The sequence below is a fragment of the Caballeronia ptereochthonis genome (assembly GCF_001545075.1).
GTDB classification, from domain to species: domain Bacteria; phylum Pseudomonadota; class Gammaproteobacteria; order Burkholderiales; family Burkholderiaceae; genus Caballeronia; species Caballeronia ptereochthonis.
Genome location: NZ_FCOB02000030.1, coordinates 28,137 through 50,556, shown reverse-complemented (window position 1 = coordinate 50,556; position 22,420 = coordinate 28,137). Strand labels below are relative to the sequence as shown.

General features: G+C 67.1%; 19 protein-coding genes. 9 read left to right on the top strand and 10 right to left on the bottom strand.

The genetic code is table 11. The features are described 5' to 3' along the window. The first annotated feature begins 140 nt into the window (after nt 1-140). Both AWB83_RS27180 and AWB83_RS27175 read left to right on the top strand, forming a co-directional pair. Entirely contained in the window at nt 141-527 is a 387-nt protein-coding gene (locus tag AWB83_RS27180; RefSeq protein ID WP_244197904.1) for a DUF3574 domain-containing protein, read from the top strand. Nucleotides 528-623: 96 nt separating this feature from the next. After that, nucleotides 624-2,060 carry an MFS transporter gene (locus AWB83_RS27175; protein WP_244197903.1) on the top strand — a complete coding sequence of 479 codons (1,437 nt, stop codon included), beginning with the start codon at nt 624-626 and terminating at the stop codon, nt 2,058-2,060. 15 nt (nt 2,061-2,075) lie between these two features. Here AWB83_RS27175 and AWB83_RS27170 read toward each other — a convergent pair whose 3' ends face one another. Beyond that, nucleotides 2,076-2,492 (bottom strand): HPF/RaiA family ribosome-associated protein, encoded by a 417-nt coding sequence (locus AWB83_RS27170; protein WP_087048750.1) that lies wholly within the window; start codon nt 2,490-2,492, stop codon nt 2,076-2,078. Between the two features lie 95 nt (nt 2,493-2,587). After that, on the bottom strand, nt 2,588-3,469 hold the full coding sequence (locus tag AWB83_RS27165) for a LysR family transcriptional regulator (RefSeq protein WP_087048717.1): 882 nt from the start codon (nt 3,467-3,469) through the stop codon (nt 2,588-2,590). Between the two features lie 143 nt (nt 3,470-3,612). On the opposite strand from AWB83_RS27165, the gene AWB83_RS27160 reads away from it, so the two are divergent. Together AWB83_RS27160 and AWB83_RS27155 are read left to right on the top strand one after the other, a co-directional pair. After that, the gene (locus AWB83_RS27160; protein WP_087048716.1) at nt 3,613-4,413 is read left to right on the top strand and encodes a TerC family protein; all 801 of its coding nucleotides are present in this window, start codon (nt 3,613-3,615) and stop codon (nt 4,411-4,413) included. 289 nt (nt 4,414-4,702) lie between these two features. After that, nucleotides 4,703-6,241, top strand: coding sequence for a hypothetical protein (locus AWB83_RS27155; RefSeq protein WP_087048715.1), 1,539 nt, complete (start codon nt 4,703-4,705; stop codon nt 6,239-6,241). Here the strand turns inward: AWB83_RS27155 and AWB83_RS27150 are convergent. Then, nucleotides 6,226-7,836: a Na+/H+ antiporter gene (locus AWB83_RS27150; RefSeq protein WP_087048714.1), complete on the bottom strand. Its 1,611-nt coding sequence runs from the start codon at nt 7,834-7,836 to the stop codon at nt 6,226-6,228. The two genes, AWB83_RS27155 and AWB83_RS27150, sit on opposite strands and share 16 nt — an antisense overlap. A gap of 140 nt (nt 7,837-7,976) precedes the next feature. Here AWB83_RS27150 and AWB83_RS27145 point away from each other — a divergent pair, with 140 nt between their 5' ends. From AWB83_RS27145 to AWB83_RS27130, 4 genes are all read left to right on the top strand, one after another. After that, the gene (locus tag AWB83_RS27145; RefSeq protein ID WP_087048713.1) at nt 7,977-8,204 is read left to right on the top strand and encodes a hypothetical protein; all 228 of its coding nucleotides are present in this window, start codon (nt 7,977-7,979) and stop codon (nt 8,202-8,204) included. A gap of 61 nt (nt 8,205-8,265) precedes the next feature. Next, nucleotides 8,266-8,895: a dihydroxyacetone kinase subunit DhaL gene (dhaL, locus tag AWB83_RS27140; protein ID WP_087048712.1), complete on the top strand. Its 630-nt coding sequence runs from the start codon at nt 8,266-8,268 to the stop codon at nt 8,893-8,895. Nucleotides 8,896-8,915: 20 nt separating this feature from the next. Further along, nucleotides 8,916-9,905, top strand: coding sequence for a dihydroxyacetone kinase subunit DhaK (gene dhaK / locus AWB83_RS27135; RefSeq protein WP_087048711.1), 990 nt, complete (start codon nt 8,916-8,918; stop codon nt 9,903-9,905). A 144-nt stretch (nt 9,906-10,049) separates the two neighbouring features. Further along, nucleotides 10,050-11,204 (top strand): CaiB/BaiF CoA transferase family protein, encoded by a 1,155-nt coding sequence (locus AWB83_RS27130; RefSeq protein ID WP_087048749.1) that lies wholly within the window; start codon nt 10,050-10,052, stop codon nt 11,202-11,204. Between the two features lie 124 nt (nt 11,205-11,328). Here AWB83_RS27130 and AWB83_RS27125 read toward each other — a convergent pair whose 3' ends face one another. From AWB83_RS27125 to AWB83_RS27115, 3 genes are all read right to left on the bottom strand, one after another. Next, nucleotides 11,329-14,145 carry a winged helix-turn-helix domain-containing protein gene (locus tag AWB83_RS27125; protein WP_087048710.1) on the bottom strand — a complete coding sequence of 939 codons (2,817 nt, stop codon included), beginning with the start codon at nt 14,143-14,145 and terminating at the stop codon, nt 11,329-11,331. Nucleotides 14,146-14,400: 255 nt separating this feature from the next. Beyond that, nucleotides 14,401-15,822: an aldehyde dehydrogenase family protein gene (locus tag AWB83_RS27120; RefSeq protein WP_087048709.1), complete on the bottom strand. Its 1,422-nt coding sequence runs from the start codon at nt 15,820-15,822 to the stop codon at nt 14,401-14,403. A 30-nt stretch (nt 15,823-15,852) separates the two neighbouring features. Next, nucleotides 15,853-16,791 carry a TauD/TfdA dioxygenase family protein gene (locus AWB83_RS27115; RefSeq protein ID WP_087048708.1) on the bottom strand — a complete coding sequence of 313 codons (939 nt, stop codon included), beginning with the start codon at nt 16,789-16,791 and terminating at the stop codon, nt 15,853-15,855. A 708-nt stretch (nt 16,792-17,499) separates the two neighbouring features. Here AWB83_RS27115 and AWB83_RS27110 point away from each other — a divergent pair. Next, on the top strand, nt 17,500-18,165 hold the full coding sequence (locus AWB83_RS27110) for a TetR/AcrR family transcriptional regulator (RefSeq protein ID WP_087048707.1): 666 nt from the start codon (nt 17,500-17,502) through the stop codon (nt 18,163-18,165). 293 nt (nt 18,166-18,458) lie between these two features. Here the strand turns inward: AWB83_RS27110 and AWB83_RS27105 are convergent, their stop codons facing one another. From AWB83_RS27105 to AWB83_RS27090, 4 genes are read right to left on the bottom strand one after another with little or no spacing between them, the layout of a single operon-like run. Beyond that, nucleotides 18,459-19,517: an ABC transporter substrate-binding protein gene (locus AWB83_RS27105; protein ID WP_087048706.1), complete on the bottom strand. Its 1,059-nt coding sequence runs from the start codon at nt 19,515-19,517 to the stop codon at nt 18,459-18,461. Between the two features lie 21 nt (nt 19,518-19,538). Further along, complete coding sequence (locus AWB83_RS27100; protein WP_087048705.1) at nt 19,539-20,678, bottom strand: NAD(P)/FAD-dependent oxidoreductase; 1,140 nt, start codon at nt 20,676-20,678, stop codon at nt 19,539-19,541. Beyond that, on the bottom strand, nt 20,671-22,086 hold the full coding sequence (locus AWB83_RS27095) for an FAD/NAD(P)-dependent oxidoreductase (protein ID WP_087048704.1): 1,416 nt from the start codon (nt 22,084-22,086) through the stop codon (nt 20,671-20,673). The genes AWB83_RS27100 and AWB83_RS27095 overlap by 8 nt, the downstream gene beginning before the upstream one ends. Then, the gene (locus AWB83_RS27090; protein ID WP_087048703.1) at nt 22,083-22,406 is read right to left on the bottom strand and encodes a (2Fe-2S)-binding protein; all 324 of its coding nucleotides are present in this window, start codon (nt 22,404-22,406) and stop codon (nt 22,083-22,085) included. Before AWB83_RS27090 ends, AWB83_RS27095 begins: the two co-directional genes overlap by 4 nt. Nucleotides 22,407-22,420: the final 14 nt, after the last annotated feature.

Below are 22,420 nucleotides of genomic sequence, written 5' to 3'. Positions count from 1 at the left end.
CCTGCGCCTTGCGCGGCGCTCTTATAAGTGTCCGGCGACGAAAATAGCATCGTGAACGGAAAACACAATCGGGAACGGCGCTATAACATGGCGTTCTTCGCTATTTAATATCAATTATGTTCGGATATCGAACGATTTCGATGGTGTGCCTCTCCGTCATGCTCTCGGCGTGCGCGGCGACGGCGAAGCAGGCATGCGCCCCAGGCGAGCAGCGCATCGTGAGCGATATGGTCTATTTCGGCACGGCAAGGCCGACGGGCACGGTTGCGCCCGAGGAATGGGACGACTTCCTGCGTACCGAAGTCACGCCGCGCTTCGCGCAAGGTTTTACGGTATGGCGCGCGAACGGGCAGTGGCGCACGGCGGACGGTTCGATCGTGCGCGAGGCGTCATACGTGCTGAGCCTCGTGCATCCCGACGACGAAGCCAGCGACGCAGCCGTTGGCGCCATCCGAGAACGCTACCGGGCTCGCTTCGAGCAGGAGTCGACGTTGCGCGTGCGACACGCGGCGTGCGCGTCTTTTTAGGGAATCGCCGGCGCGCATCAGGGCTCTTTTGCGCGACGATGCCCGCGTCCGTTACCATGCGCGCGCGCCGCTCATCAAGAAGAAGCAGCGGGCGGCATGAAGCACATTCGATCGATGACGACTCAAACACAACAACATATCGCGCACCGCATCAACTACTGGGCCGTGCTGTCCGTCCTGCTCGGCTCCTTTCTCGGCAATCTGGATTCGTCGATCGCCAATGTCGCATTGCCGACCATCGCGCACGACCTGTCGCGCCCCGCTGCGCAGACGGTCTGGGTGGTCACGGCATATCAGCTGGCGGTCGCGATGTCGGTTCTGCCGCTCGCGTCGCTCGGGGAGATGTTCGGCTTCAGGCGCGTGTTTCTCGGCGGCGTCGTGGTCTTCACGGCCGCCTCGCTCGCATGCGCTGCGGCGCCCAGCCTGCCGCTGCTCATCGCGTCGCGCGCGCTGCAGGGCGTCGGCGGCGCGAGCATGTCGACAGTCGTGCCCGCGCTTCTGCGACAGGTCTATCCGCCGAAGCTCGTCGGGCGCGGCATCGCGCTGCTGGGTCTGGCCGTGGCGCTGTCGGCGGCGCTGGGGCCAACCGTCGCGGCGGGCATTCTCTCGGTGGCCGGGTGGCGCTGGCTCTTCGCCGTGAACGTGCCCCTGGGCATATTCGGGCTCTGTCTCGCGAGCGCGATGCTTCCGCGCATCGCGCCTTCGGTCACGGCGGCGCGGCGCTTCGATTTCGCGGGTGCGCTCCTGAGCGCGGGGGCGATCGCGCTCTTCATTCTCGGCGTCGGCGGCCTTGGCGCGGGCGAGGGCGAAACGGCCGCCGCGCACGTGACCGATGGCGCCGCGAGGCTTCACGCACTGCCCTTGATCGAGATCGCGCTGGCGTGCATCGCGGGCTTCGCGCTCATCAGGCAGCAACGCGGACGCAGCGCGCCCCTCGTGCCGCTCGATCTGCTGCGCATTCCGATTCTGGCGTTGTCGGGGCTGACGTCGATCTGCTCGTACGTGGCGCAGACGCTCGCTTATGTCGCGCTGCCGTTCATGCTGCAACATCAGCTCACCCGCACGGCGACGACGACGGGGCTGCTCGTCACGCCGTGGCCGCTCGTGATCGTGTTCGTCGCGCCGCTCGCGGGACGGCTCTCGGATCGTCACGCGCCGGGGCTCATCGGCGGCATCGGGCTCGCGATCATGGCAGCGGGCCTGTGTCTGCTGATCGGCTTGCCCGCGTCGCCGTCGAATGCAGATATCGTGTGGCGCGTCGCGCTGTGCGGCATCGGCTTCGGTTTTTTCCAGACGCCCAACAACCGGATCATGCTGACGGCCGCGCCGCATGAACGCAGCGGCGCGGCCGGCGGCCTGATGACGATGGCGCGCATGATCGGGCTCTCTCTCGGCGCCGCGCTCGCCGCGGTGGCGTTCGGCCTGTACGGGCAGGGCGGCGCGCAGGTCGCGCTCGTGGGCGCGGCGGTGTCGGCCGCGCTCGGCGTGATCGTGGGCGTGGTGCGGGTGGTGCGGGTGGTGCGCACGCGCTAGACGCGCGCCGCCCGGTTACGCGCCGTGGCCCGTCATTCTGCTCACCAGCCGCAGGGGCGGTGCGACGGCTTCCTGCAGCGCAGGCTCCGGCGCGAGCTGCCATGCCAGGCCGCGGGCACGCACGCGCCGCGTCGGCTTGACCTGCTCACGCCGCCGCACCAGCGTGCGCACGGCGCGGGTGAGCGCGAGATCGAGCGCGCCGCGCCAGTCGCGCGCGATCGACGTCGCGACGACCTTGCTTTCCCGGCTCATCTGCACCTCCACCTGACACCGCTTGTCGACGCCGCCGCGCGGCCCGTTGATGTCGGACAAGCTGACCGTCGCCTTCGAAATGAGCCATGCGAGGCGGCGAAACACGAATTCGCTGCGCGCCTTCGCGAGCGCGTGCATCGCGATGGCTTCGGGGTCGCGGGACTTGAACAGGACTTTCATGTACGTCTCCTTGTTGGACATGGGTTCAGCCTAAGGCGTTCGGGACGTACCAAAAAGCAGAATGCGCGGAACACGAACTTCGAAAAAACCGAAGTTCATCCTGCCGCGCCGGCGAGCACCTGTTGCGTCAGCGGATGATGCCGCCCGCGCCGCGAGACGATCGCGTGCACTTCCTCTTTCACGTCGGGCGAGCGGCCGAGCCAGCGCAGGCCGCGCAACAGGGGAGCGTCGCCCGCGCCGAACTCGGCGAGCGGAAACACGCCGAGCCCGCGCGCGCCGAACACGGCCATGAGCGCGCTGTCCTCGAATTCGCCGACGATGCGAGGCGTGATGCGCTGCGCCTCCAGCCAGCGGTCGAGCCGCGCGCGCAGCGACGAATGGCCCGTCGGCAGCAGCATCGGCAGCGCGGCGAGACTCTGCGGGAATCGGTCGATGGCGCTCTTGCGCACGATCGACGCCGGTCCGTACCAATCCACCGGGGAGGCGATCAGCCGCTCGCTCGTCAGGCGCAGGTTCTGATTGTGCGGCGCAGGATGGCTCGCGAGCACGAGATCGAGCCGGTGCAGCGCCAGTTCGCCGAGCAGCTCGTCGGTCTCGCCTTCGTGACAGAGCAGGCGCAGCGAGGGATTGCCGAGCACGGGCGTGAGCAGCGCATGCGCCGCGAGCTTGGAGATGCCGTCGGACAATCCGACCGCGAGACGCGCCAGCGTGCCGCTCGCCGCCTCGCGCACTTCGTCCGGGATCGACTGGCCGATCTGGAAGATCTCCTCGGCGCGCGCGAAGGCGGCCTGTCCCGCTTCGGTCATCGTCACGCCGCGCCCGGCGGGCTTGAGCAACTGGTGACCTAGCGCTTTCTCCAGTTCGCGCACTTGCGCGCTGATGGTTTGCACGGCCATGTCGAGGCGCTCGGCCGCGCGGGCGAATCCGCCTTCCTTCACGACCACCCAGAAGTAGTGCAGATGACGATAGTTGAGCATGCGCGTTGTTCCTTCGAGGATTCCAGCGGTTCGGGAAGCTTCGGAAAAACCGAAGTCTGATTTCGATTATCGCTGATTTTTTCCACTGCGCGATCCGCCGATGATGGGGGGAATCACCCAGTCGATTCAGACCTTCCGCGCTCATGGAATATCTTCTTTCGCTTGCCGCCGATCCCGCCGTGTGGGCCGCACTCGTCACGCTGATCGTGATGGAAGTGGTGCTCGGCATCGACAACCTCGTGTTCATCTCGATTCTCAGCAACAAGCTGCCCGTCGCGCAACGCGCGCGCACGCAGCGTATCGGCATCATGCTCGCGCTGGTGATGCGGCTTGCGTTGCTCGGCACCGTCGCATGGATCGCGCGTCTGACCGAGCCGGTGTTTTCCATGTTCGATCACGCATTCTCCTGGCGCGATCTCATCCTGCTCGCGGGCGGCCTGTTCCTCGTATGGAAGGCGACGAAGGAAATGCATCATCACGTCGGGAAGGATGCGCATGATGCGCCCGGCCGCGCATCGGGCATAGGCGCGATGACGGCCTGGGCCGCGATCGGCCAGATACTGCTGCTCGACCTCGTGTTCTCGGTCGACAGCATCATCACGGCAGTCGGCATGACGGAGCATCTGCCGATCATGTACGTCGCGGTGATCTTCGCCGTCGCCACGATGCTGTTCGCCGCGCAGCCGCTGTCGCGGTTCATCGAGCGCAATCCGACGGTCGTGACGCTCGCGCTTTCGTTCCTGCTCGTGATCGCGATGACGCTGATCGCCGAAGGCTTCGGCACGCACGTGCCGAAGGGTTACATCTACGCGGCGATGGGCTTTGCCGGATTCGTCGAAGGATTGAATCTGCTGGCGCGGCGCGCCAGGCTCACGCGTGAAGCGAATGCACGGACGCAGGGCGAGGCGCGGGGCGCCGCCCGTCTGGATCACGCATCGAACTGATCGGCGTGCGTCGCGCGCTGCGATATGGGACGAACATTCGCGCGGTGATTCGGCTTGCCAATCTCCCGGCCAGTGACTACGGTATGCTTGTGGCGACGACCTCATTCCTTTCGGGTTCCAAAATATTCCGATGAAACGAACCCCGTCCACCATACGCAATCGTCATCAGAAAGAACCAGAAGCACCGGCGGCGATATGAAGAAAGATGCGCTCGACCGGCGCGGCCATCGCATCGGGCCGCGATGCTTGCGGTCTTGCTCCCTCGGAACGTTACGGAGGGGAGGAAAAAATGAGCCCGCATTGGGAGACCCGGGCCGCGAGCGACGGATTCGGGCCCGTCGCGCAGCAGGCGCTTGCGTCCGTGACGCGGCTCGATCCTTACATCGTCTGGGCGAACATCACGCGTTATCGTGACTTGGGCGGCATGCCGCGCGGACGCATTCCGATCATCATCGAAATGAAGCAAGGTGGCGACACCGCCCGGCAGTTCGCGCACGCCATCGAACGCAACGGCTGGCGTGACTGGATCTGGATGTCCGCGCTCTATCGCGATCCGCCGCCCGTGCTCGAAGCCACGCGCTTTTGCACCGCCCACGTGACGCGCGCGTTCTTCGCGCATCTGCACACGGAGCTTGCAGGCAGGTTCGAACGCTTCACCGAGGCGCTGGCGATCGCGTCGCGCGGCGATGCGCGCGTGCGTCCGATGCGGTTCGATCGCGCGCCGCTCGCGCCCGCGCCCATGCATCCCGAAGTGGGGCGCGTGATCGTCGGCGTCTGCGAGGATGGTCTTTCGTTTCTGCATCGACGCTATGCGGAAGATGCTTTCGGCACGAGCACGCGCTTTCAGTGCTTCTGGAATCAGAACGATGCGGCGAATTCCGCGACGGGTCTCGGTTACGGAAGCGAACTGATGAAAGCCCGGATAGACGCGATGCTGAGCGATGCCGCATCGACGGATGTATCTCGCGCCGCCGGCGACGCGCGCATCCATCGGCTCGCCGACCACGGCGCAGCGGCCGCCGCACGCGCGGGCCGCTATCCATCGTCCGCATTGCCGGGCGCCGGGGAGCACGATCGGCCCTTGCCGATGATCGGCGTGCAACTCAGGCGGCGCCACCGCATCATGCGCGATGCGTTCGGACCTTCCCCCGACGCCGGCGTGCTCGACGCAGTCCGCTACATCGTGCAACGCGCGCAGCACACCGGCGGCGCGGAATGTCATGCGCTCGTCAGCATGAACACAGGCAACGCCGCATGGCGACAGGACGGCAGCTCGCTCATCGAAAGCGCGCTCGGCGAGCTCATGGACACGGGCGCGTGCTCCATCGTGCTGCCATCCGCCAACGACGATCCGTCGCGCTGCCGGGGCGAGCTGACGATCGCGGACCGAGCGGCGTTGCGCTGGCCGGTGCGCGCGGATTGCGCTTCGCCCAGTCTCGCGGAAATCTGGCTGTCGAGCGACGGCGCCGAGCCGAGCGTCGACGTGCAGATCGTGCCGCCCGACGGCGTCGAGAGCGCGTGGCTCACGCTCGGCGAGATCGGCACTTACACGCGCGGCGGCGACGCGCTGTGCACCGTCGTGCATCTCGGACGAGGCGCGCGCGGCGACGGGCACATGATCCTCGTCGCGCTCGCACCGACCGCCGCGCGCGGGCGGACGCGCCGCGCGAGCGCGGGCCAATGGCTCATCCGCCTGCGGAACAACGCGGACGCGAGCGTGACCGCGCATACGTGGATGCAGTGCGACGAATCATCCGACGACACACCGCTCGCCGCGCCGTCGCATTCGCGCGGCGGCGGGACCTGGCTCGCTCAGCCGCGCGAATGAAGCGCCATGATCTCCTGCAGATCGAGATCGCGCTCCATCGAATGCAGTTGCTCGTCGTGGATCTGCCCGCCGCGATGCAGCCGCAGCAGCTCCGCGCGCCCGGCCGCGATCGCGGCGAGCACGACGTCGTAATGCGCGTGGCGTGCGTCCAGCGGAAAATCCTCCGTGTCCTCGAAGCGCTTCGTGAGCGCCGCGCGATACGTATACTGCTCGAGCAGACGCGGATGGATCACGTTGCCGTCCGCGTCGTGCACGAGCGGCTGGATCGCGGCCAGCTGCGCCGCCTCCACGCGCGCCCAGGCCTGCGGCTCGCTGAGATGACCTGACGAGCGTTCGTGCCCGCGCGCGAGCGACAGCCACGCGATCAGCGGGCCGATGGTCGCGCCCTGCAGCAGCACGGTGACGAGAATCACCGCGAAGCCGGCGAACAGGATCAGATCGCGGCCGGGCATCGCTTCGGGCAGGGAGAGCGCGACCGCGAGCGTCACCACGCCGCGCATGCCCGCCCAGCTCACCACGGTCGCCGCGCGCCAGTCCGGGGCGGGGGTGCCGGACCTGTCGTCACCGGCGCGATTGCGGCCCCCGGCCACCCAGGCGATCCATTTCACCGCTTCGACGGCGAACACCCACACGAAGCGCGACAGGATGACGACGACGATCACCGCGGCCGTCGCGGGGCCGAGCAGCGAGAACGCATCGCCGACGCCGCCCAGCCGCACCGCGATGCCGCGCAGCGACAACCCGATCAGCACGAACACGAGCGCCTCCAGCACGAACACGACGACCTGCCAGAACGCCGTGCCGCGCATGCGCTGCGCCGCCGTGAACACCTCGTGCTGATGCCAGCCGACTACCATGCCGCACGTGACCGTCGCAATGACGCTCGACACGCCGAGCATTTCCCCCGCGATATAGCTGACCCACGACGTGAGCATCGACGTGGTGATGACGAGATAGTCGTCCTCGAGCGCGCGCATGAGCTTGACGGCGATGAAGCCCGCGACGATCCCGACCACGATGCCGCCGATCGCGAGCCCCGCGAAGCTCGCCACGGCGCGCGGCGCGCTGAACACGCCGCTCAAGGCCGCCGCCAGCGCGAAGCGAAAGAGCACGAGGCCGGCCGCGTCGTTGAGCAGGCTTTCGCCTTCGAGCAGCACCATGAGGCGCCGCGGCAGCGCCACGCGTTCGAGCACGGCCTTGGCCGCGACGGCGTCGGGCGGCGAGACCACCGCGCCGAGCGCGAAGCACGCGGCCCAGGGCAGCTCGGGCACGACGAGATGCACGGCCACGCCGACGACGAACGTCGTGAACGCCACCGCGCCGATCGCGAGGAGCAGGATGCCGCTCAGATTGCGCTTGAAGTCGTCCCACACGAAGAAATACGCGCCATACATGAGGAGCGGCGGCAGGAACACGACGAGCACGAGCTCCGGGTCCAGTTCGATGTTCGGCAGGCCCGGCACGAAGGCCATCGCGACGCCGCCGACGAGCAGTGCGGCGGCCGGCGGCAGCCGCAGACGCTTGGCGAGCACTTCGAGCGCGATGATCGCAATGAGCGAGACGAGCACCAGATTGAATGCCGTGGCGGCGTGCATGAGTTGAGTTCTCCTCGATTCGAATTGAATGGCCTGTGCTGCAATGCGGGGCGGCCCACGCAGGTACGGCGCCATGCGCTGCTACCATCGACGGGGGCCGGGCCGCGAGCCCGGGTCATCGTATCCGATCGGGAGGGAAGATGAGACGAAAGTCGTCGGGCGTGGCGGTTGCGGCGGTGCTGGTGGGCGTTGCCGTGGCCGCCGTGCTCTACATCGCGAGCTTCGGCAAGTCGCGCCATGCGGATGCGCCCGTGCCGAGCACGTCCGCGCTCGCCGCCACGCAGGACGCCACGGCGAGCGCGGCTGCCTTCGGCGTCGCGCCGGGCGAAGCGAAAATGACGCCGGGCGAGCAGACCGTCGCCCGATAACGCGCGCCCGCGCGACGCTGTATCCTTTCTGTTCACTCTGCCCGCAACGGAGGATCGGCGCATGAACGGCAAGACGGTCATGGCGTGCATCGATGCGGCGCACGCGTCGCTCAAGGCGCATGCCGACGAAATCGCATCGCTGGATCAGGCGATCGGCGACGGCGATCACATCATCAACCTGCTGCGCGGCATGGATGCGCTCGCCGCGCTGCGCGCGCAGATCGAGGCCGAAGCGTTCGCGCCCGCGCTCAAGCTCGCGGCGACGAAGGTGCTGTCGACGGTCGGCGGCTCGTCCGGGCCGCTCTTCTTCTCGATGCTGACGGGCATGGCCCGGGCCTCGTCCGACGATGGCGGCGCGGCCGGCTTCGCGCGTGCATTCGCGGCCGGCGTCGAGGCGGTCGGACAGCGCGGCAAGACCGGCGCCGGCAGCAAGACGATGATGGACGTGCTCATTCCCGTCGCCGAACGGTTTTCGGCACTGGCCGATGCCGGCGCGTCGAAGCAGGACGCACTCGCGGAACTGCCGCGCGTCGCCGAGGAAAGCATGCTCGCGACGCGCGACATGCTCGCCACCAAAGGCCGTGCGTCGTTTCTCGGCGAACGCTCGCGGGGACACATCGACCCGGGCGCACGCTCCAGCCAGCTCATGATCGCAGCCGTCTGCGCGCGCCTCGCGCAGGACGAAGCCTGAACGCACAAGGAGGCGGGGACATGAAGAAGTTCATCAATCGCGTGGACGATTATCTGGCCGAGAGCCTCGCGGGCTTCGCCGCGGCGCATGCGGATCTCGTCACGCTCAACGTCGATCCGGTCTACATCATGCGCAAGTCGCTCAAGCCGGGCAAGGTCGCGGTCATTTCCGGCGGCGGCTCGGGGCACGAGCCGCTGCACGGCGGATTCGTCGGATACGGCATGCTCGACGCCGCCTGCCCCGGCCAGGTCTTCACCTCGCCGACACCCGACCAGATGATGGCCGCGGCCCAGGCCGCCGACACCGGCGCGGGCGTGCTGTTCATCGTGAAGAACTACTCCGGCGATCTGATGAACTTCGAGATGGCCTCCGAGCTCTGCGAAATGCCGAACGCGACGGTGCTCGTCAACGATGATGTGGCCGTCGAGAACTCCAGCTTCACGACGGGGCGGCGCGGCGTCGCGGGCACGGCGATCGTCGAGAAGCTCGTCGGCAGCTTCGCGGAAAGCGGCGCGGATCTGGAGGCGTGCAGGGCGTTCGGCGAACGCGTGGCGGGACGCATCGCTTCGATGGGCGTCGCGTTTTCGAGCTGCACGGTGCCCGCCGCGGGCAGGCCGACCTTCACGCTCGGCGCGGACGAGATCGAAATCGGCGTGGGCATACACGGCGAACCGGGGCGCAGGCGCGCAAAGTTCGAGACGGCGAACGCCATCGCCGACGAACTGCTCACGGCGATCGTCCAGGATCTGAAGCCCGCCGCCGATGCGCCTTTGCTCGTGCTCGTCAACGGGCTCGGCGGCACGCCGCTCTCCGAGCTCTATCTGCTCTACAACGCGGCGCGCACGTGGATCGACGGACGCGGCCTGAACGTCGCCCGCTCGCAGGTGGGCGCCCTCACGACCTCGCTGGAGATGGCGGGCGCATCGATCACGCTCTGCACGCTCGACGACGAAATGACCCGGCACTGGGACAGTCCGGTGCATACGGCGGGGCTGCGCTGGGGCATGTGACCGGTTCGCGCGCGCACCGTGCGCCACCCGCGCGGGGTGGTCCACCGCTTTTGACGACAGGTTCTACTTCTCTCTCGGGCAAGGCGTTCGACGGTTCGCCTCATTGCGCGTTGCATGCGCGCGAAATCGACAGGAGAGAAGACGATGGGCGTATTGAGCGGAATCCGCGTGCTTGAATTCGAAGCCATCGGGCCCGGCCCGTTCGGCGCGATGCTGCTGGCCGACATGGGCGCCGACGTGCTGCGCGTCGACCGGCCGCTGCCGCCCGAGGATCTCGGCATCAGGATGGCCGGCAAGCGCATCGACATCAGCGGGCGCGGACGGCGCTCGGTCACGATCGATCTGAAGCAGCCGGCGTCGGCGGGCGTGCTGCTCGAACTGGTCGAGCGTGCCGATGTCGTGATCGAGGGCTTCCGGCCCGGCACGATGGAGCGGCTCGGGCTCGGCCCCGACGAGGCGCTCGAACGCAATCCGAAGCTGGTCTACGGACGCATGACCGGCTGGGGACAGACCGGACCGCTCGCGGCGCGCGCGGGGCACGACCTGAACTACATCGCGTTGTCGGGCGTGCTGTCGGGCATCGGGCGCGCGAACGGTGCGCCGGTGCCGCCGCTCAACCTCGTCGGTGATTATGGCGGCGGCGGCATGCTGCTCGCGCTCGGGGTAGTCGCGGCGCTGCTGAACGTGGCGCGCGGCGGCAAGGGCCAGGTGGTCGACGCCGCGATGACCGAAGGCGCCGCGCAGCTTGGCGCCATCATCTGGGGACTGCTCGCCTCGGGCAACTGGACCGAAGCGCGCGGCGCCAACCTGCTCGACGGCGGCGCGCCCTGGTACGACAGCTACCGCACGCGCGATGGTCACTACATGGCGGTGGGCGCCGTCGAAGCGCGCTTCTATGCCGAACTGCTCGATAAGCTCGGCCTTGCCGGCGCGCAACTGCCGAAGCAGCACGACCGCGCGGGCTGGCCGGTACTGCGCGAAGCCTTCGCGGCCGCGTTCGCGTCCCGCACGCGCGACGAATGGTGCACGGCATTCGCCGACAGCGATGCCTGCGTCGCGCCCGTGCTCAAGTTCTCCGAAGCGCCTGCGCATCCGCATCATCGCGCACGGGGCAGCTTCGTCGAAGTGGAGGGCGTCGTCCAACCCGCGCCCGCGCCGCGCTTCTCGGCCACGCCGTCGGAAATCAGAGGGCCGAAGCCGCAGCGCGGCGAGGGCGGTTCGAGCGCGTTGCGTGAATGGGGCTTCGACGATCGCGCCATTGACTGCATGAAAGCGCAAGGGCTCGGGTTCGTCGCCTGACACACGTCCGGCCCATGTCACGGCGCCCGTTGATGGTTATCGTTGGACGGAACGGCTCGAGACCGACGACTCGCGGGAAGCGCGCGGCTTTCCCCGACGGCGCCGGAAAAGGCACGCGAAGGCGCTATCGGACGGCTTCGCCCGAAGCGCAGCCGAGTTCGAAATCACGCACGCGCGCGACCGCCTCGTCGCGGCTCGACACGCCGAGCTTGCCGTAGATGTTCTTGAGATGCCACTTGACGGTTTCTGGCGACAAGCCGAGCGTGCGCGCGATCTTCTTGTTCGGCAGCGCCTGCGACAGCAGCCGTACGACCTCCGTCTCCCGCTCGCTCAGTACCTCGGCGCGGCGCGCGTCGGCCTGTGTCGCGGCGCGCGCCGGGCTGGCGGGCGCAGCGCTCCGGGCGGCGTCGATGCGCGCGCCGTAGAAGGCGAGCACGGGATCATCGCGCTCGTCAGCGAGCACGCGCCGGATCAGTTCGGCGGCGCCCGGGTCCGCATCGAGCAGGGTCCGCAGCAGCCCGAGCCGGTGCCCGCGGCGCAATGCGGCCAGCGCGCCGTCGCGCGCGGCGTCGAGCCGTCCGAGCCGCGCGGCGACGACGGCAGCCTGCATCCCGAACCGGACCGCGCGCCGCTGCCAGCCGCGCTCATCGCAGCGCGCGATCAGCGGTTGTAACCGTATCGCGGCGGCCTCGAAGTCTTCATGCGCCACGCACCAGTCGACGTGAGCCTGCCCGGCCGCGACGAGCACTTCGGCGCGCGTGCCGGGCCGTTCCGCCGGAATCGATGCGGCCAGCGCATCGAGACGTGCGAGCGTGGCGTCGGCGGCATCCATCTGACCGATCGAAACATGCCGCTGAACCTGCTCCGCGAGCGCCCACGCGACGAGACGCGGCAGATCGCGCTGCGACGCATACTCGTCCAGACGCTCGAGATAGGCGAAGGCATCGAGCCGATGGCCCAGGAGCCAATGCGTCGCCGACAGCACGGTATGCACGCGCAGCACCGAATCGGGAATCGACACGCGTTCGAGCAGGTCGGCTCGCGATTCGATAAGCTTGCGCACGGCATCCAGTTCGTTGAATTCGTAGAGCACTTCCGCGAGCAGCGCCGATGCAAAGCAACTGGCATCCGCGGCGGCGTGGCCGTATTGCTCGGCCTCGAACAGCACGTCGCGGCAGATACGCTCCGTCTGCGTGAACTTTCCTTCGAGCGCATAGCTGAAGCCGACGAAGCATCGTCCGCTCAGCGTGCCGACATTGGTGCCGACGAGCGGTGCGCCATCGACGATGAGCGGCGGGGCGTCCAGCTGCAGGCGGCGCGCGTCTTCGTAGTGGCCGCGATGCATGTAGAGCCAGGAAAGCAGATTGTTGCGCGCGCCGATAATCCATCCGTCGGAATGCTCAGGCGTGCGCAGCAACTCCGGCAGGATCGACATGGCGCCATCGGGGTCGTCGCGTTGCGCCGCGAGCGCGGCGTCGAGCAGCGTCAGCCGGTAGCGCGGGCGCGTGTCGTTCTCGCCGGTGTCGCGCTTCAGCGCGGCAATGGCCGCCGCGCACGCATCGAAGCGCCGCGCATAGAGATGCAGATGCGCCATCCACATCCGCAAGCCGGGACGCGTCTCGATTTCAGCTTCGGGCAGCATGCGCATCAGCGCGACGAGTTTGCGCAGATCGCCTTTTACCTGCAGCGGCCGCGCGACTTGCAGCACGAGGTCGGCCGCCGCCGATGTATCGCCCGCGAGCAACGCGTGATGCACGGCTTCGTCCGGGTGGCCGTGATCGCGAAACCAGGCCCATGCCCTCATATGGACGTCGCGCTGATCGCGCTGGCTGCGCGCGCGAAAGCGCCCGAGCAGCGTCTCTCGAAAAAGCGGATTGAGTCGATACCAGACTTCGGCGCCCGTCGCCGCTTCGATGGGCGCCACGAAAAGATTGTCGCTATCGAGCCGGGAGAGGAGGGCGACGACCTCGGCCGCGTCCTGTTCGTTCGCGACCAGCGCCACGCACAACGATGCACAGACGCGCGTGCACACGGCCATGCGGATCAGGAGCTCCACTTCCGGGGCTTCGAGCCGCGACAGCACTTCGCGGTCGAAATACTCCGCGAAGGCTTGCGGATCGTGCAACTGAATCTGCGATGCGGCCTCTTGCGGTGCGCCAGCGCAGCCCGCCTTCTGTCTGAGCTTCGCATGGATTGCGAACAGTTGCAGGCCGGCCGCCCAGCCGTCGGCGAGCTGATGCAGGCGCCGCGCCTCTTTTGCCGGAATTTCGCCGATCTGCGCCTTCAGGAAGACTTCGGACTCCTGCGCCGTGAAGCGCAGGTCGCGCATGTCCAGCTCCAGGACGAGCCCCTGATCGCGCAGCCGTCCGAGGGCCAGCGGCAACATCGTGCGCGACAACAGCGCGATATGCAGATTCGGCGGCGCATAGTCCAGCAGCCATTGCAAGGCCTCGTGATTGCGGGCATCGGCGAGATGGTGCACATCGTCGAGCACGAGCACCACCTGGGTCGGATGATTCGCGATGCCGTTCACGAGCGCGATCACGGTGCGCTCGACGGCTTCGTCGTCCGTGCCGCGTCCGCCGAGGAGCGCCGCCTCGCGGCCGATCGACGGGTCGATCTGCGCGAGACTCGTCACCAGATAATCGACGCAGTGCGTGGAGTCATCGGCGTCGGGCGAAAAAGTGAGCCAGGCGATATCGAAGCCGAGCGGCAGCAATGCTTCCCGCCAGGCAACCAATGCGGTGGTTTTGCCCGAGCCCGCCGGCCCCTGCACGACGATGCAACGTTTGCGCCGCGCATCGAGCAATTGCGTGATCAGCCTTTCGCGGGCCACGACGCGGGCGCCGGAACGCGGGGGCGTCCATCGTGGATCGGCGCTGAATTTCTGGTCGTCCGTATTGCGCGGACACGTCGTGGCGGAAACCGGGATCTGCTGCATATCAACCTGCGCCTTGCTCCTGCCCGCATCGCCGATTTCGGACGACGCGGCAAGACAAATTGAGACCGGCTGATTCTAGCTCACTCGCCGCGCGCATCGGCTCAGTGGCGATACCGATATCGGACGTGCAGGCGTTCGGGTAGGGTGGCCCGCGTGTCGCCGTGCATGCCGGCTTTCTCAGTCATACGAATGATATTCGCAGGTGCCGGTCGAGAGCGCGAAACGCCGCCTTCGCCGAGCACGCGCCCGATCCTTTCAGACAGTCACCGACTTGCACTCGAGAAATTCGGTGAGGCCCTCCGGACCATACTCGCGGCCATTCCCCGACGACTTGTAGCCGCCGAAGGGCGCGGTGATGTCGAGCATGGCGCCGTTGATGCGGACCGAGCCCGCGCGCAGTTTCGCGGCCACACGCCGCGCACGCTCCGTGTCGCCCGACGCGACGTAAGCGCAGAGCCCGTAGATCGAGTCGTTGGCAATCTGGATGGCTTGCGCTTCGCTGTCGTACGGGATGATGACGAGAACGGGCCCGAAGATTTCCTCGCGCGCGATCGTCATGTCGCTGCGCACGTCGGCGAACACGGTCGGACGCGCGTAGAAGCCGCGCTCGAGACCGAGCGGGCGGCCGAGGCCTCCCGCTGCGACGCGCGCGCCTTCCTCGATGCCGGCGGCTATCATGCGCTGGACTTTCTCGTACTGCGCGCGGTTCGAGATGGGCCCCATTTTCGTGGCCGGATCGGTCGGCGCCCCGACGGTGATCGCGTTCGCGGCGGCGGCGGCGGTCGCGACGGCATCCTCGTAGCGCGCGCGGGGCACGAGCATGCGTGTCGGCGCGATGCAGGTCTGCCCTGAGTTTGTCATGCACTGTGTGACGCCCGTCGTCACGGCACCAGGAAGATCGGCGTCGTCGAGAATCAGCAGCGGCGACTTGCCGCCCAGTTCCTGCGCTACGCGCTTGACGGTGGGCGCCGCGCTGATCGCGACTTCGACGCCCGCGCGCGTCGATCCGGTGATCGACACCATGTCGACGTCCGGATGCGACGCCAGTCGCTCGCCGACCACGCGGCCCTCGCCGAAGAGCATGTTGAATACGCCAGGCGGGGTGCCGGCTTCATGCATGATTTCGGCGAAAATGACGGCGTCGAGCGGCGCGATTTCGGACGGCTTCAGCACCACCGTGCAACCCGCGGCCAGCGCGGGCGCGACCTTGGCGGCAATCTGGTTGAGCGGCCAATTCCACGGCGTGATCAGCGCGACGACGCCGATCGCTTCCCTGCGCAGTTCGCTCTTGCCGCGTGTCCCGGTGAATTCGAAGCTGCGCAGTGTCTCGAGCGCCGCCTGCAATTGCGCGAGCCCGATCGGTGCCTGCAGCGTTCTTGCAAGCGCGATGGGCGCGCCGATTTCCGCGCACACTGCCTGCGCGATCTCCTCGATGCGGTCGCGATAACACGCGATGATGCGCTCCAGAAGCGCGATGCGTGTCCCGCGCGTCGATTCGGACCAGGCGGGGAAGGCCATGCGCGCTGCGGCGACGGCGCGATCGGCGTCCGGCGCGGTCCCCATCGCGAGTTGGCCGATGCGGGTCTCGGTCGCCGGATCGACGATGTCCACGCGCGCGCCGCCCGCGCACGGCTCGACCCAGCGGCCGTCGATATAGAAGGTGCCGATGTTTTTCATCGTGTTCCTGTCGTGAAGATTTGAATCGACTCAGACCGGACGGTCGCCGATGATCGTCGCGCGCATCATGTGCCGTACGGCGGGGTAATAGTCCTGCACCGCGTAGTGCTGGCACGAGCGGTTGTCCCAGAACGCGATGGTATTCGGCTTCCAGCGCAGCCGCACCTGATATTCGGGCGCTTGCGCCTGACGGAACAGATACTGGAGCAGATCCATTTCGGCGAGCTTGAAGTCGAAGCCGAATCGATAGTGCTCCTTCGTGTGAATGCCGAAATTGTCAATGTGCGTGGTAAACGCCTCATTGACATAGAGGATCTTTTCGCCGGATTCGGGATGCATGCGCACCACCGGATGCAGGACGGGCGGAAATTGCGTGCGCAGGGCGGCATGGCGCGCCTCATCGACCGCAATGCTGAAGAGCGGCATGAAATCATGCACGGCCTTCAGGTTCGCGATCGTGTGCTTGACGTCGGCGGGCAGATTTTCATAGGCGGCCGCCATGTTTATCCAGATCGTGTCGCCACCGACCTCGGGGCACGTCACGCAGCGCAGGATCGACCCCATCGACGGTATCTCGCGCCAGGAGACGTCGCTGTGATAGAGATTTTCGTGTCCGCGCTTCGTGTCGTTGCGGCCGAGGATCACGAGTTCGGGATGATCCGCGTGATGCGGAAATGCCGGATGGATCTCCAGATCGCCGAAGCGCCGCGCGAGCGCCACGTGCTGCGCGGGCGTGATGTCCTGATCGCGAAAGAAGAGCACCTTGTAATGCACGAGCGCGCGGCGCAGCGCCTTGTACGTGTCGTCGCCGAGCGGCTGGCGCAGATCCAGTCCGCCTATCTCCGCGCCGATCGCGGGCGAGCAGCGCGCGACCTCGAAGGGCCAGTTTTCGCTGGGAGCATCGATTGCGTGAGCACGCGGGTGAGCTTCGCTGGAAGCGCTCTGGATGAATGCCTGGCCACGGTCCATTTCGTCTCCTGGTTGACGGATTTGTCGTGGTCACGGTACGGGATGTGGGGAAGCGGGTGACCACCCGGATCGGGTGGCTGAAGACAGGGCGTCGCCCTTGCCACCGGTCAAGAAGGCCGCGGGCATTCGCAAGAACCACTTCCATCGCACGGCAAAGCTCCGACGTTTGAGCGTCAGGCCGGCAGGCGTGCGCTGCGCGCGCCCGTGCACGATCTCGCTGGCTTGCCCGGGGTTCGGGAACACGAGGACCGCAGCACATGCGCTGCAGGAGTCGTTCACTTGAACCATGTCATTCATGTTCGACGTCTTTCGATCCGCGCCATGGTTGCGCCCGTCGCGATGAATCGTGCACCGATGGCTGCAAGTGGCACGGAGGCAAACTTCCCTCGCGTGCTTCCAGGTATTCATTCGTCGACGAGCGACACGGGAGAGCGCGGTCCGCCGATGTGCTGATCTGCCTGACAAGAGACCAGCTCCACTGTACGTGTGCCACGGCGGGTGATAATTTCCGTAGAATGCATCGGTGGGGACGCAATGCCTCTCGCCAGCCAGGCCCGCGCTTATTCAAGACACCTCGGCGCCAGCCGCAATCCGGACTCATAGAGTCGCGCACGAGAGGCACGGAATGTTCGTCCGATGGCGGCGGCATAATGGAAGCTGTCAAGTCATCGCCGCAACGGAGCCTGTTGCTATAACATCATCGAGCATATGAGCGAACAACGAGTCAAACGAGACCCAGAAGGCACACGCCGGCGTATTCTCGACGCTGCCGCCGACCAGTTTTCGACGCTGGGCCTCGCCGGGGCGCGCGTCGACGCTATCGCCTCTGCGGCAGGCACCAACGAGCGGATGCTCTATTATTATTTTCAAAGCAAGGAAGGGCTATACGTCGCGGTGCTCGAGGCAATGTACGCGCACTTCGCCGACCAGGAGGGCCAGCTCGACCTGGCAGATCTCGTGCCTGCCGATGCCATGCGCACGCTCGTGCTGTCGATCTGGGCGCACCTTCGGAACAATCCGCGGTGGCTGAGCCTCATCAACAACGAAAACCTGCATCAGGGACGGTATCTGGAGCGCTCGAGCAAACTGCGCGAGACCATCTCGCCAGTAGTGGAACTGGTGCGTTCAACACTGGCGCGTGGCACGGCGACCGGAGAATTCCGCGAGGGCGTCGATCCGCTGGACTTTTACGTTACCGTCGTTGGGATGGGCTATTACGTCGTGTCCAACCGTTTCACGATAGAGGCGTTCACGGGTCGGAATTACGCGGAGCAGGTCAACCACGAGTCGATTTCCTCCATGCATGTCGACATGTTGCTCACCTATCTGCGCACGCCCGCGCAACCGAACGCACAATCCCGGGAGTCAGAGTGAAGCAGGACAAGACCCGTTGAATCCGGCGACCATGCGGTCGAGGATATGCAGTCGCTTGGGGTGATGCAACACGGTCGAGGACATTGCGAGCGGCACAATGATCGGCCGGGAACTTTGAGGAAGGTCCCTATGGACAACGATCCGCCCGGCGTGTATCGCGCACTGGAAGGATAGTAGGGGGCACCGGAAATGCGGGAATATGGCGGCCCCTTGCAGCTTCAAAGGCGCGCCGCCCGCACCACGGGAACAATCCGCATGAGCAGCGACAGCCAGGCGGCGACCGCGACCGAAGCCTATTTCTCGATCTGCTGATTCCAGCGCTGATCCCACTGCGCGCGATTCGCGTTGATCGTGTCCCAGTCCACGACGGTCACTTTCTTTACGAGCGCGTTCAGATCGCCGAGATTCTTTTCCATGTCCGGCGTCATCTTCGCCTGCGTGTTGGTGGGAATCTGCTTGCCGGCCTGGGCCGCCTTGGTTTGCGCGGGCGCGGACAACAGGTATTGCGCCAGCTTCTGCGCAAGCACCGGATCCGGATTGTTCTTTACCACGCACAGATCGACGAGCAGCAGCACGGCGCCTTCCTTCGGCGCGACGTAGCCGGCCGGCAGGCCCTTGTCCTTCAGATCGCCGATCGCGGTCGGCGTGAGCGGGAAGATGCCCGCTTCGCCCGTCGTGATCATCTCCGAGAGCTTTGCCGAGTTCGGAATGTACTCGACGACGTTCGGACCGACCGTCGTCGCCCATTTGGTGAAGCCCGGCTCGACATTCTTCTCGCTGCCGCCGAAGAGGCGGTTGATCGCGAGAAAGCCGTGCAGGCCGAACGTGCTGCTCGACGCCGACTGGAACACCACCTTGCCCTTGTACTTCGGATCGGCGAAATCCATCCACGAGGTCGGCGGCGCCCAGCCCTTTTCCTTGAAGAGCTTCGTGTTGTAGCCGATGCCGGTCATGCCGAGCTGCACGCCCGCGCCCATGTCGTCCTTCAGGCGCGCGAACGGATACAGATCCTTGAGCACCGGCGAGTCGTCGAGCTTCTGGCACACGCCCATGCTGACGGCGCGCGCCATCACGCCGTCATCCAGGAACGCGACGTGGATCTGCGGGCTGTTGCGGTTGGCGAGCAGCTTGGCGAGCACGTCGGACGAAGTGCCCGGCACCACGACGACCTTTACGTTGTTGGCTTTCTCGAAGTCGGGCAGGACCTGGCTCGTATAGGCCTTTTCCATCGGGCCGCCGTTCATGCCGATGTATAGCGTTTTGCTCTGCGACCAGGCGGAGGAGGATGCGACGCCGAACGCGACGAGCGCGGCGATGGAAGCAACTGAGGCGAGAGTGCGGGGCAGCTTCATCGTGAGTTTTCCTTGTTATGGCTAGTGAGTGGCGGGGAGAGGCGTCAGGCTGAACCGTCCGATCGAAAACGCGTCGATCGGCGTACCGGTTTCGCCTTGCGTGACGAGCTCGGCGAGCACTTCGCCGACGCCGGGCGCGAGCAGGAAGCCGCCGCCCGAAAAACCGAACGCATGCAGAAGACGCGGCGTGGTGCGGCTCGGCCCGATCACGGGATTGCTGTCGGGCGTCTCGCCTTCCACGCCGCTCCACGTGCGGATCAGGAGCGCGTCGCGCAGTGCGGGCAGGAGCGCGCAGGCGTCGCGCATGACGGCGCGCGTGGTGGCCGTGGACGGCTGCGCGTACTCGCCGTCGCCGTGTCCGCGCCCGCCGCCGATCACGCAGTTGCCGCGCTCGACCTGGCGCGCATAGATGCCGCCGCCCACCACGCCCAGACTGTGGCCGATGAAGCGCGGCAGCGGCTCGGTCACCCACATGTTCGGATAGATGGCCTTCATCGGCACCGTTTCGCCGAAGCCGCCCGCGATGCGATTCGCCCACGCGCCCGCGCTGTTGACGAGCCAGTCGGAGCTGATGCGCTCGCCGCCCGCGCGCATCTGGAAGCGCGCGCCGTCGAAGACGATATCGGCCAGCTCCGTCTGCTCGCGTACGTCCGCGCCCGCGCGTCGCGCGGCATGCGCGAAACCCGGCGATACGAGACGCGGATTCGCATGGCCATCGGTCGGACAAAGCGAGCCGCCGATCGCCGCGGGCCCGAGCCACGGATAGCGCTTGCGGAACGCCGCGCCGCTCATCACCAGCGATTCGACGCCGTATTCGCGCGCCATCGCGGACCATCGATCGAGCACGTCGAGATCGGCTTCGCGCCGCGCGAGCCGCAGATGACCCGACACCACGAGTTCGCCGTCGATGCCGATCAGCTCGGGCAGACGGCTGTAGACGCGCCGCGCGCGCACGGCGAGGGGCATCTGCTCGACGGTGCGTCCCTGCGTGCGCACGCCGCCGTAGTTCACGCCGCTCGCCTGCGCGCCGCAAAATCGCCGTTCGATGAGCGCGACCCGCATGCCTTGCTTCGCGAGCGCCAGCGCCGTCGACGAGCCGACGAGACCGCCGCCCGCGATGACGACATCGTAATGACGCAGACCCGGGCGCGTGTCACTCATCGTGGGCTTCCTCGGGCTGCACCTGCACGCCGTCGTCGTAGAGCATCGGCGTGATCGGAATCGGCTTGATGGGCGCCTGGCTGCGCACGCGGCCGACATCGGCGAGCGGTCTGCCGGTTTCGGCCGCGAGCAGGGCGATGGCGGATTCGCCGCACATGCGGCCCTGACAGCGGCCCATGCCGATGCGCGTGAGCGCCTTCAGGCGATTGACTTCCGTGGCAAGGCCGCTGCGGACGCACGCGCGCATCGTGCCGGCGGTGACTTCCTCGCAGCGGCAGACGGTCAGATCGTCGGGCCAGCCTTGCGCGGCGTTCGCGGGCGGCGCGAATGCGTGCTCGATTCCGGCGCGGAAAGCGGCGATGCGGTCGAGTTCGTGTTCGAGCTGCTTCGCCTCTCGTTGATTCGACGCCATGCCGATGTCCTCGAGCAGCGCGAGCGCGGCGCGACGTCCAGCGAGCTCGGCGGCATCCGCGCCCGCGATACCGGCGCCGTCGCCTGCCAGATAAACGGTGCGCACCGAACTGCGGCCGGCGGCGTCGCGCTCGGGCAGCCAGCAGCGATTCGGCGCGTCGAAGCGGAAGCGGCATCCGGCGAGATCGGCGAGCTGCGTTTCGGGGCGCAGGCCGAAGCCCAGGCCGACGGCACTGCAGTCGAGAGTACGCGGCGCGCCGCGACGCGCGCGCCAGCGAATGCCGCGCACCGCATCGTCGCCGTCGATCGAAAGCAGCGTCACGCCGCGCTCGACGCGCACGCCGCGCGCCTGCAGCCATCCGACGTAATACAGTCCTTTGGCGAACGTCGCAGGCTGGTTCAGCATGCGTGGCGCGGCGGCGATCTGACGCGAGAGCGGACTCGTATCGAGCACGGCCGCGACCTGCGCGCCCGCTTTCACGTATTGATAGGCGACCAGATACAACAGCGGACCGGTGCCCGCCAGCACGACGCGCGAACCGATCGCGCAGCCTTGCGCCTTCAGCGCGACCTGCGCGCCGCCGAGCGTATAGACGCCGGCGAGCGTCCAGCCGGGCAGCGGCACGACCCGATCGGTCGCGCCGCTCGCGATGATCAGATGCGTGAACGGCACGCTCGCTTCACGGCCCGCGTGGATCGTATCGAGCCGATTCTGCTCGCACGCCCAGGCGAGCGTGTCGGGGCGGTAGTCGATTTTCGGCAGCAGCTTCGCCATCGTGTCGTGCACGGCTTCGGCTTTCCTCGCCTCGAAGCCGTAGAGCGCGGATTTCGTGCGCGCGAAGCCTGCATCGGCCGGCGGCTGGCGATAGGTCTGCCCGCCCCAGCGCGCATTTTCGTCGATGACGACCGGACGGATGCCCGCCGCGACGAGCGTTTCCGCCGCGCGAATTCCAGCCGGCCCCGCGCCGACGATCACCACGCGATGCCCATCGCTCATCGTTCGTCTCCCGCGTTCGCCATGTTCGTCAGGACACGCATGCCGGCTTCGACACGCGTCGAGCACGCGCGCATCCGCTTGCCGTCCTCGCCGCGCACCCAGCAGTCCTGACACGCGCCGATCAGGCAGAAGCCCGCGCGCGGCTGGCCGCTGAATTCGCTGTGGTGCACGTGCCGCTGCTGCATCAGGATGGCGGTCAGAAGCGTGTCGCCCGCGAGCGCCTGCGTCGGGACGCCGTCGAGTACGAAGGAAATGCGCGCGCGTTCCGTCTCGGCGAGACGGACGAATTGCGGCGCATGATGCTGCGTGACGGTGCTCATGGGATCTCTGGGCG

Excerpts from the sequence above, each read along its gene's own strand:
- AWB83_RS27180 (WP_244197904.1), top strand. The coding sequence starts at position 141 with ATGGTGTGCCTCTCCGTCATGCTCTCGGCGTGCGCGGCGACGGCGAAG.
- AWB83_RS27175 (WP_244197903.1), top strand. The coding sequence starts at position 624 with ATGAAGCACATTCGATCGATGACGACTCAAACACAACAACATATCGCG.
- AWB83_RS27170 (WP_087048750.1), bottom strand. The coding sequence starts at position 2,492 with ATGAAAGTCCTGTTCAAGTCCCGCGACCCCGAAGCCATCGCGATGCAC.
- AWB83_RS27165 (WP_087048717.1), bottom strand. The coding sequence starts at position 3,469 with ATGCTCAACTATCGTCATCTGCACTACTTCTGGGTGGTCGTGAAGGAA.
- AWB83_RS27160 (WP_087048716.1), top strand. The coding sequence starts at position 3,613 with ATGGAATATCTTCTTTCGCTTGCCGCCGATCCCGCCGTGTGGGCCGCA.
- AWB83_RS27155 (WP_087048715.1), top strand. The coding sequence starts at position 4,703 with ATGAGCCCGCATTGGGAGACCCGGGCCGCGAGCGACGGATTCGGGCCC.
- AWB83_RS27150 (WP_087048714.1), bottom strand. The coding sequence starts at position 7,836 with ATGCACGCCGCCACGGCATTCAATCTGGTGCTCGTCTCGCTCATTGCG.
- AWB83_RS27145 (WP_087048713.1), top strand. The coding sequence starts at position 7,977 with ATGAGACGAAAGTCGTCGGGCGTGGCGGTTGCGGCGGTGCTGGTGGGC.
- dhaL (WP_087048712.1), top strand. The coding sequence starts at position 8,266 with ATGAACGGCAAGACGGTCATGGCGTGCATCGATGCGGCGCACGCGTCG.
- dhaK (WP_087048711.1), top strand. The coding sequence starts at position 8,916 with ATGAAGAAGTTCATCAATCGCGTGGACGATTATCTGGCCGAGAGCCTC.
- AWB83_RS27130 (WP_087048749.1), top strand. The coding sequence starts at position 10,050 with ATGGGCGTATTGAGCGGAATCCGCGTGCTTGAATTCGAAGCCATCGGG.
- AWB83_RS27125 (WP_087048710.1), bottom strand. The coding sequence starts at position 14,145 with ATGCAGCAGATCCCGGTTTCCGCCACGACGTGTCCGCGCAATACGGAC.
- AWB83_RS27120 (WP_087048709.1), bottom strand. The coding sequence starts at position 15,822 with ATGAAAAACATCGGCACCTTCTATATCGACGGCCGCTGGGTCGAGCCG.
- AWB83_RS27115 (WP_087048708.1), bottom strand. The coding sequence starts at position 16,791 with ATGGACCGTGGCCAGGCATTCATCCAGAGCGCTTCCAGCGAAGCTCAC.
- AWB83_RS27110 (WP_087048707.1), top strand. The coding sequence starts at position 17,500 with ATGAGCGAACAACGAGTCAAACGAGACCCAGAAGGCACACGCCGGCGT.
- AWB83_RS27105 (WP_087048706.1), bottom strand. The coding sequence starts at position 19,517 with ATGAAGCTGCCCCGCACTCTCGCCTCAGTTGCTTCCATCGCCGCGCTC.
- AWB83_RS27100 (WP_087048705.1), bottom strand. The coding sequence starts at position 20,678 with ATGAGTGACACGCGCCCGGGTCTGCGTCATTACGATGTCGTCATCGCG.
- AWB83_RS27095 (WP_087048704.1), bottom strand. The coding sequence starts at position 22,086 with ATGAGCGATGGGCATCGCGTGGTGATCGTCGGCGCGGGGCCGGCTGGA.
- AWB83_RS27090 (WP_087048703.1), bottom strand. The coding sequence starts at position 22,406 with ATGAGCACCGTCACGCAGCATCATGCGCCGCAATTCGTCCGTCTCGCC.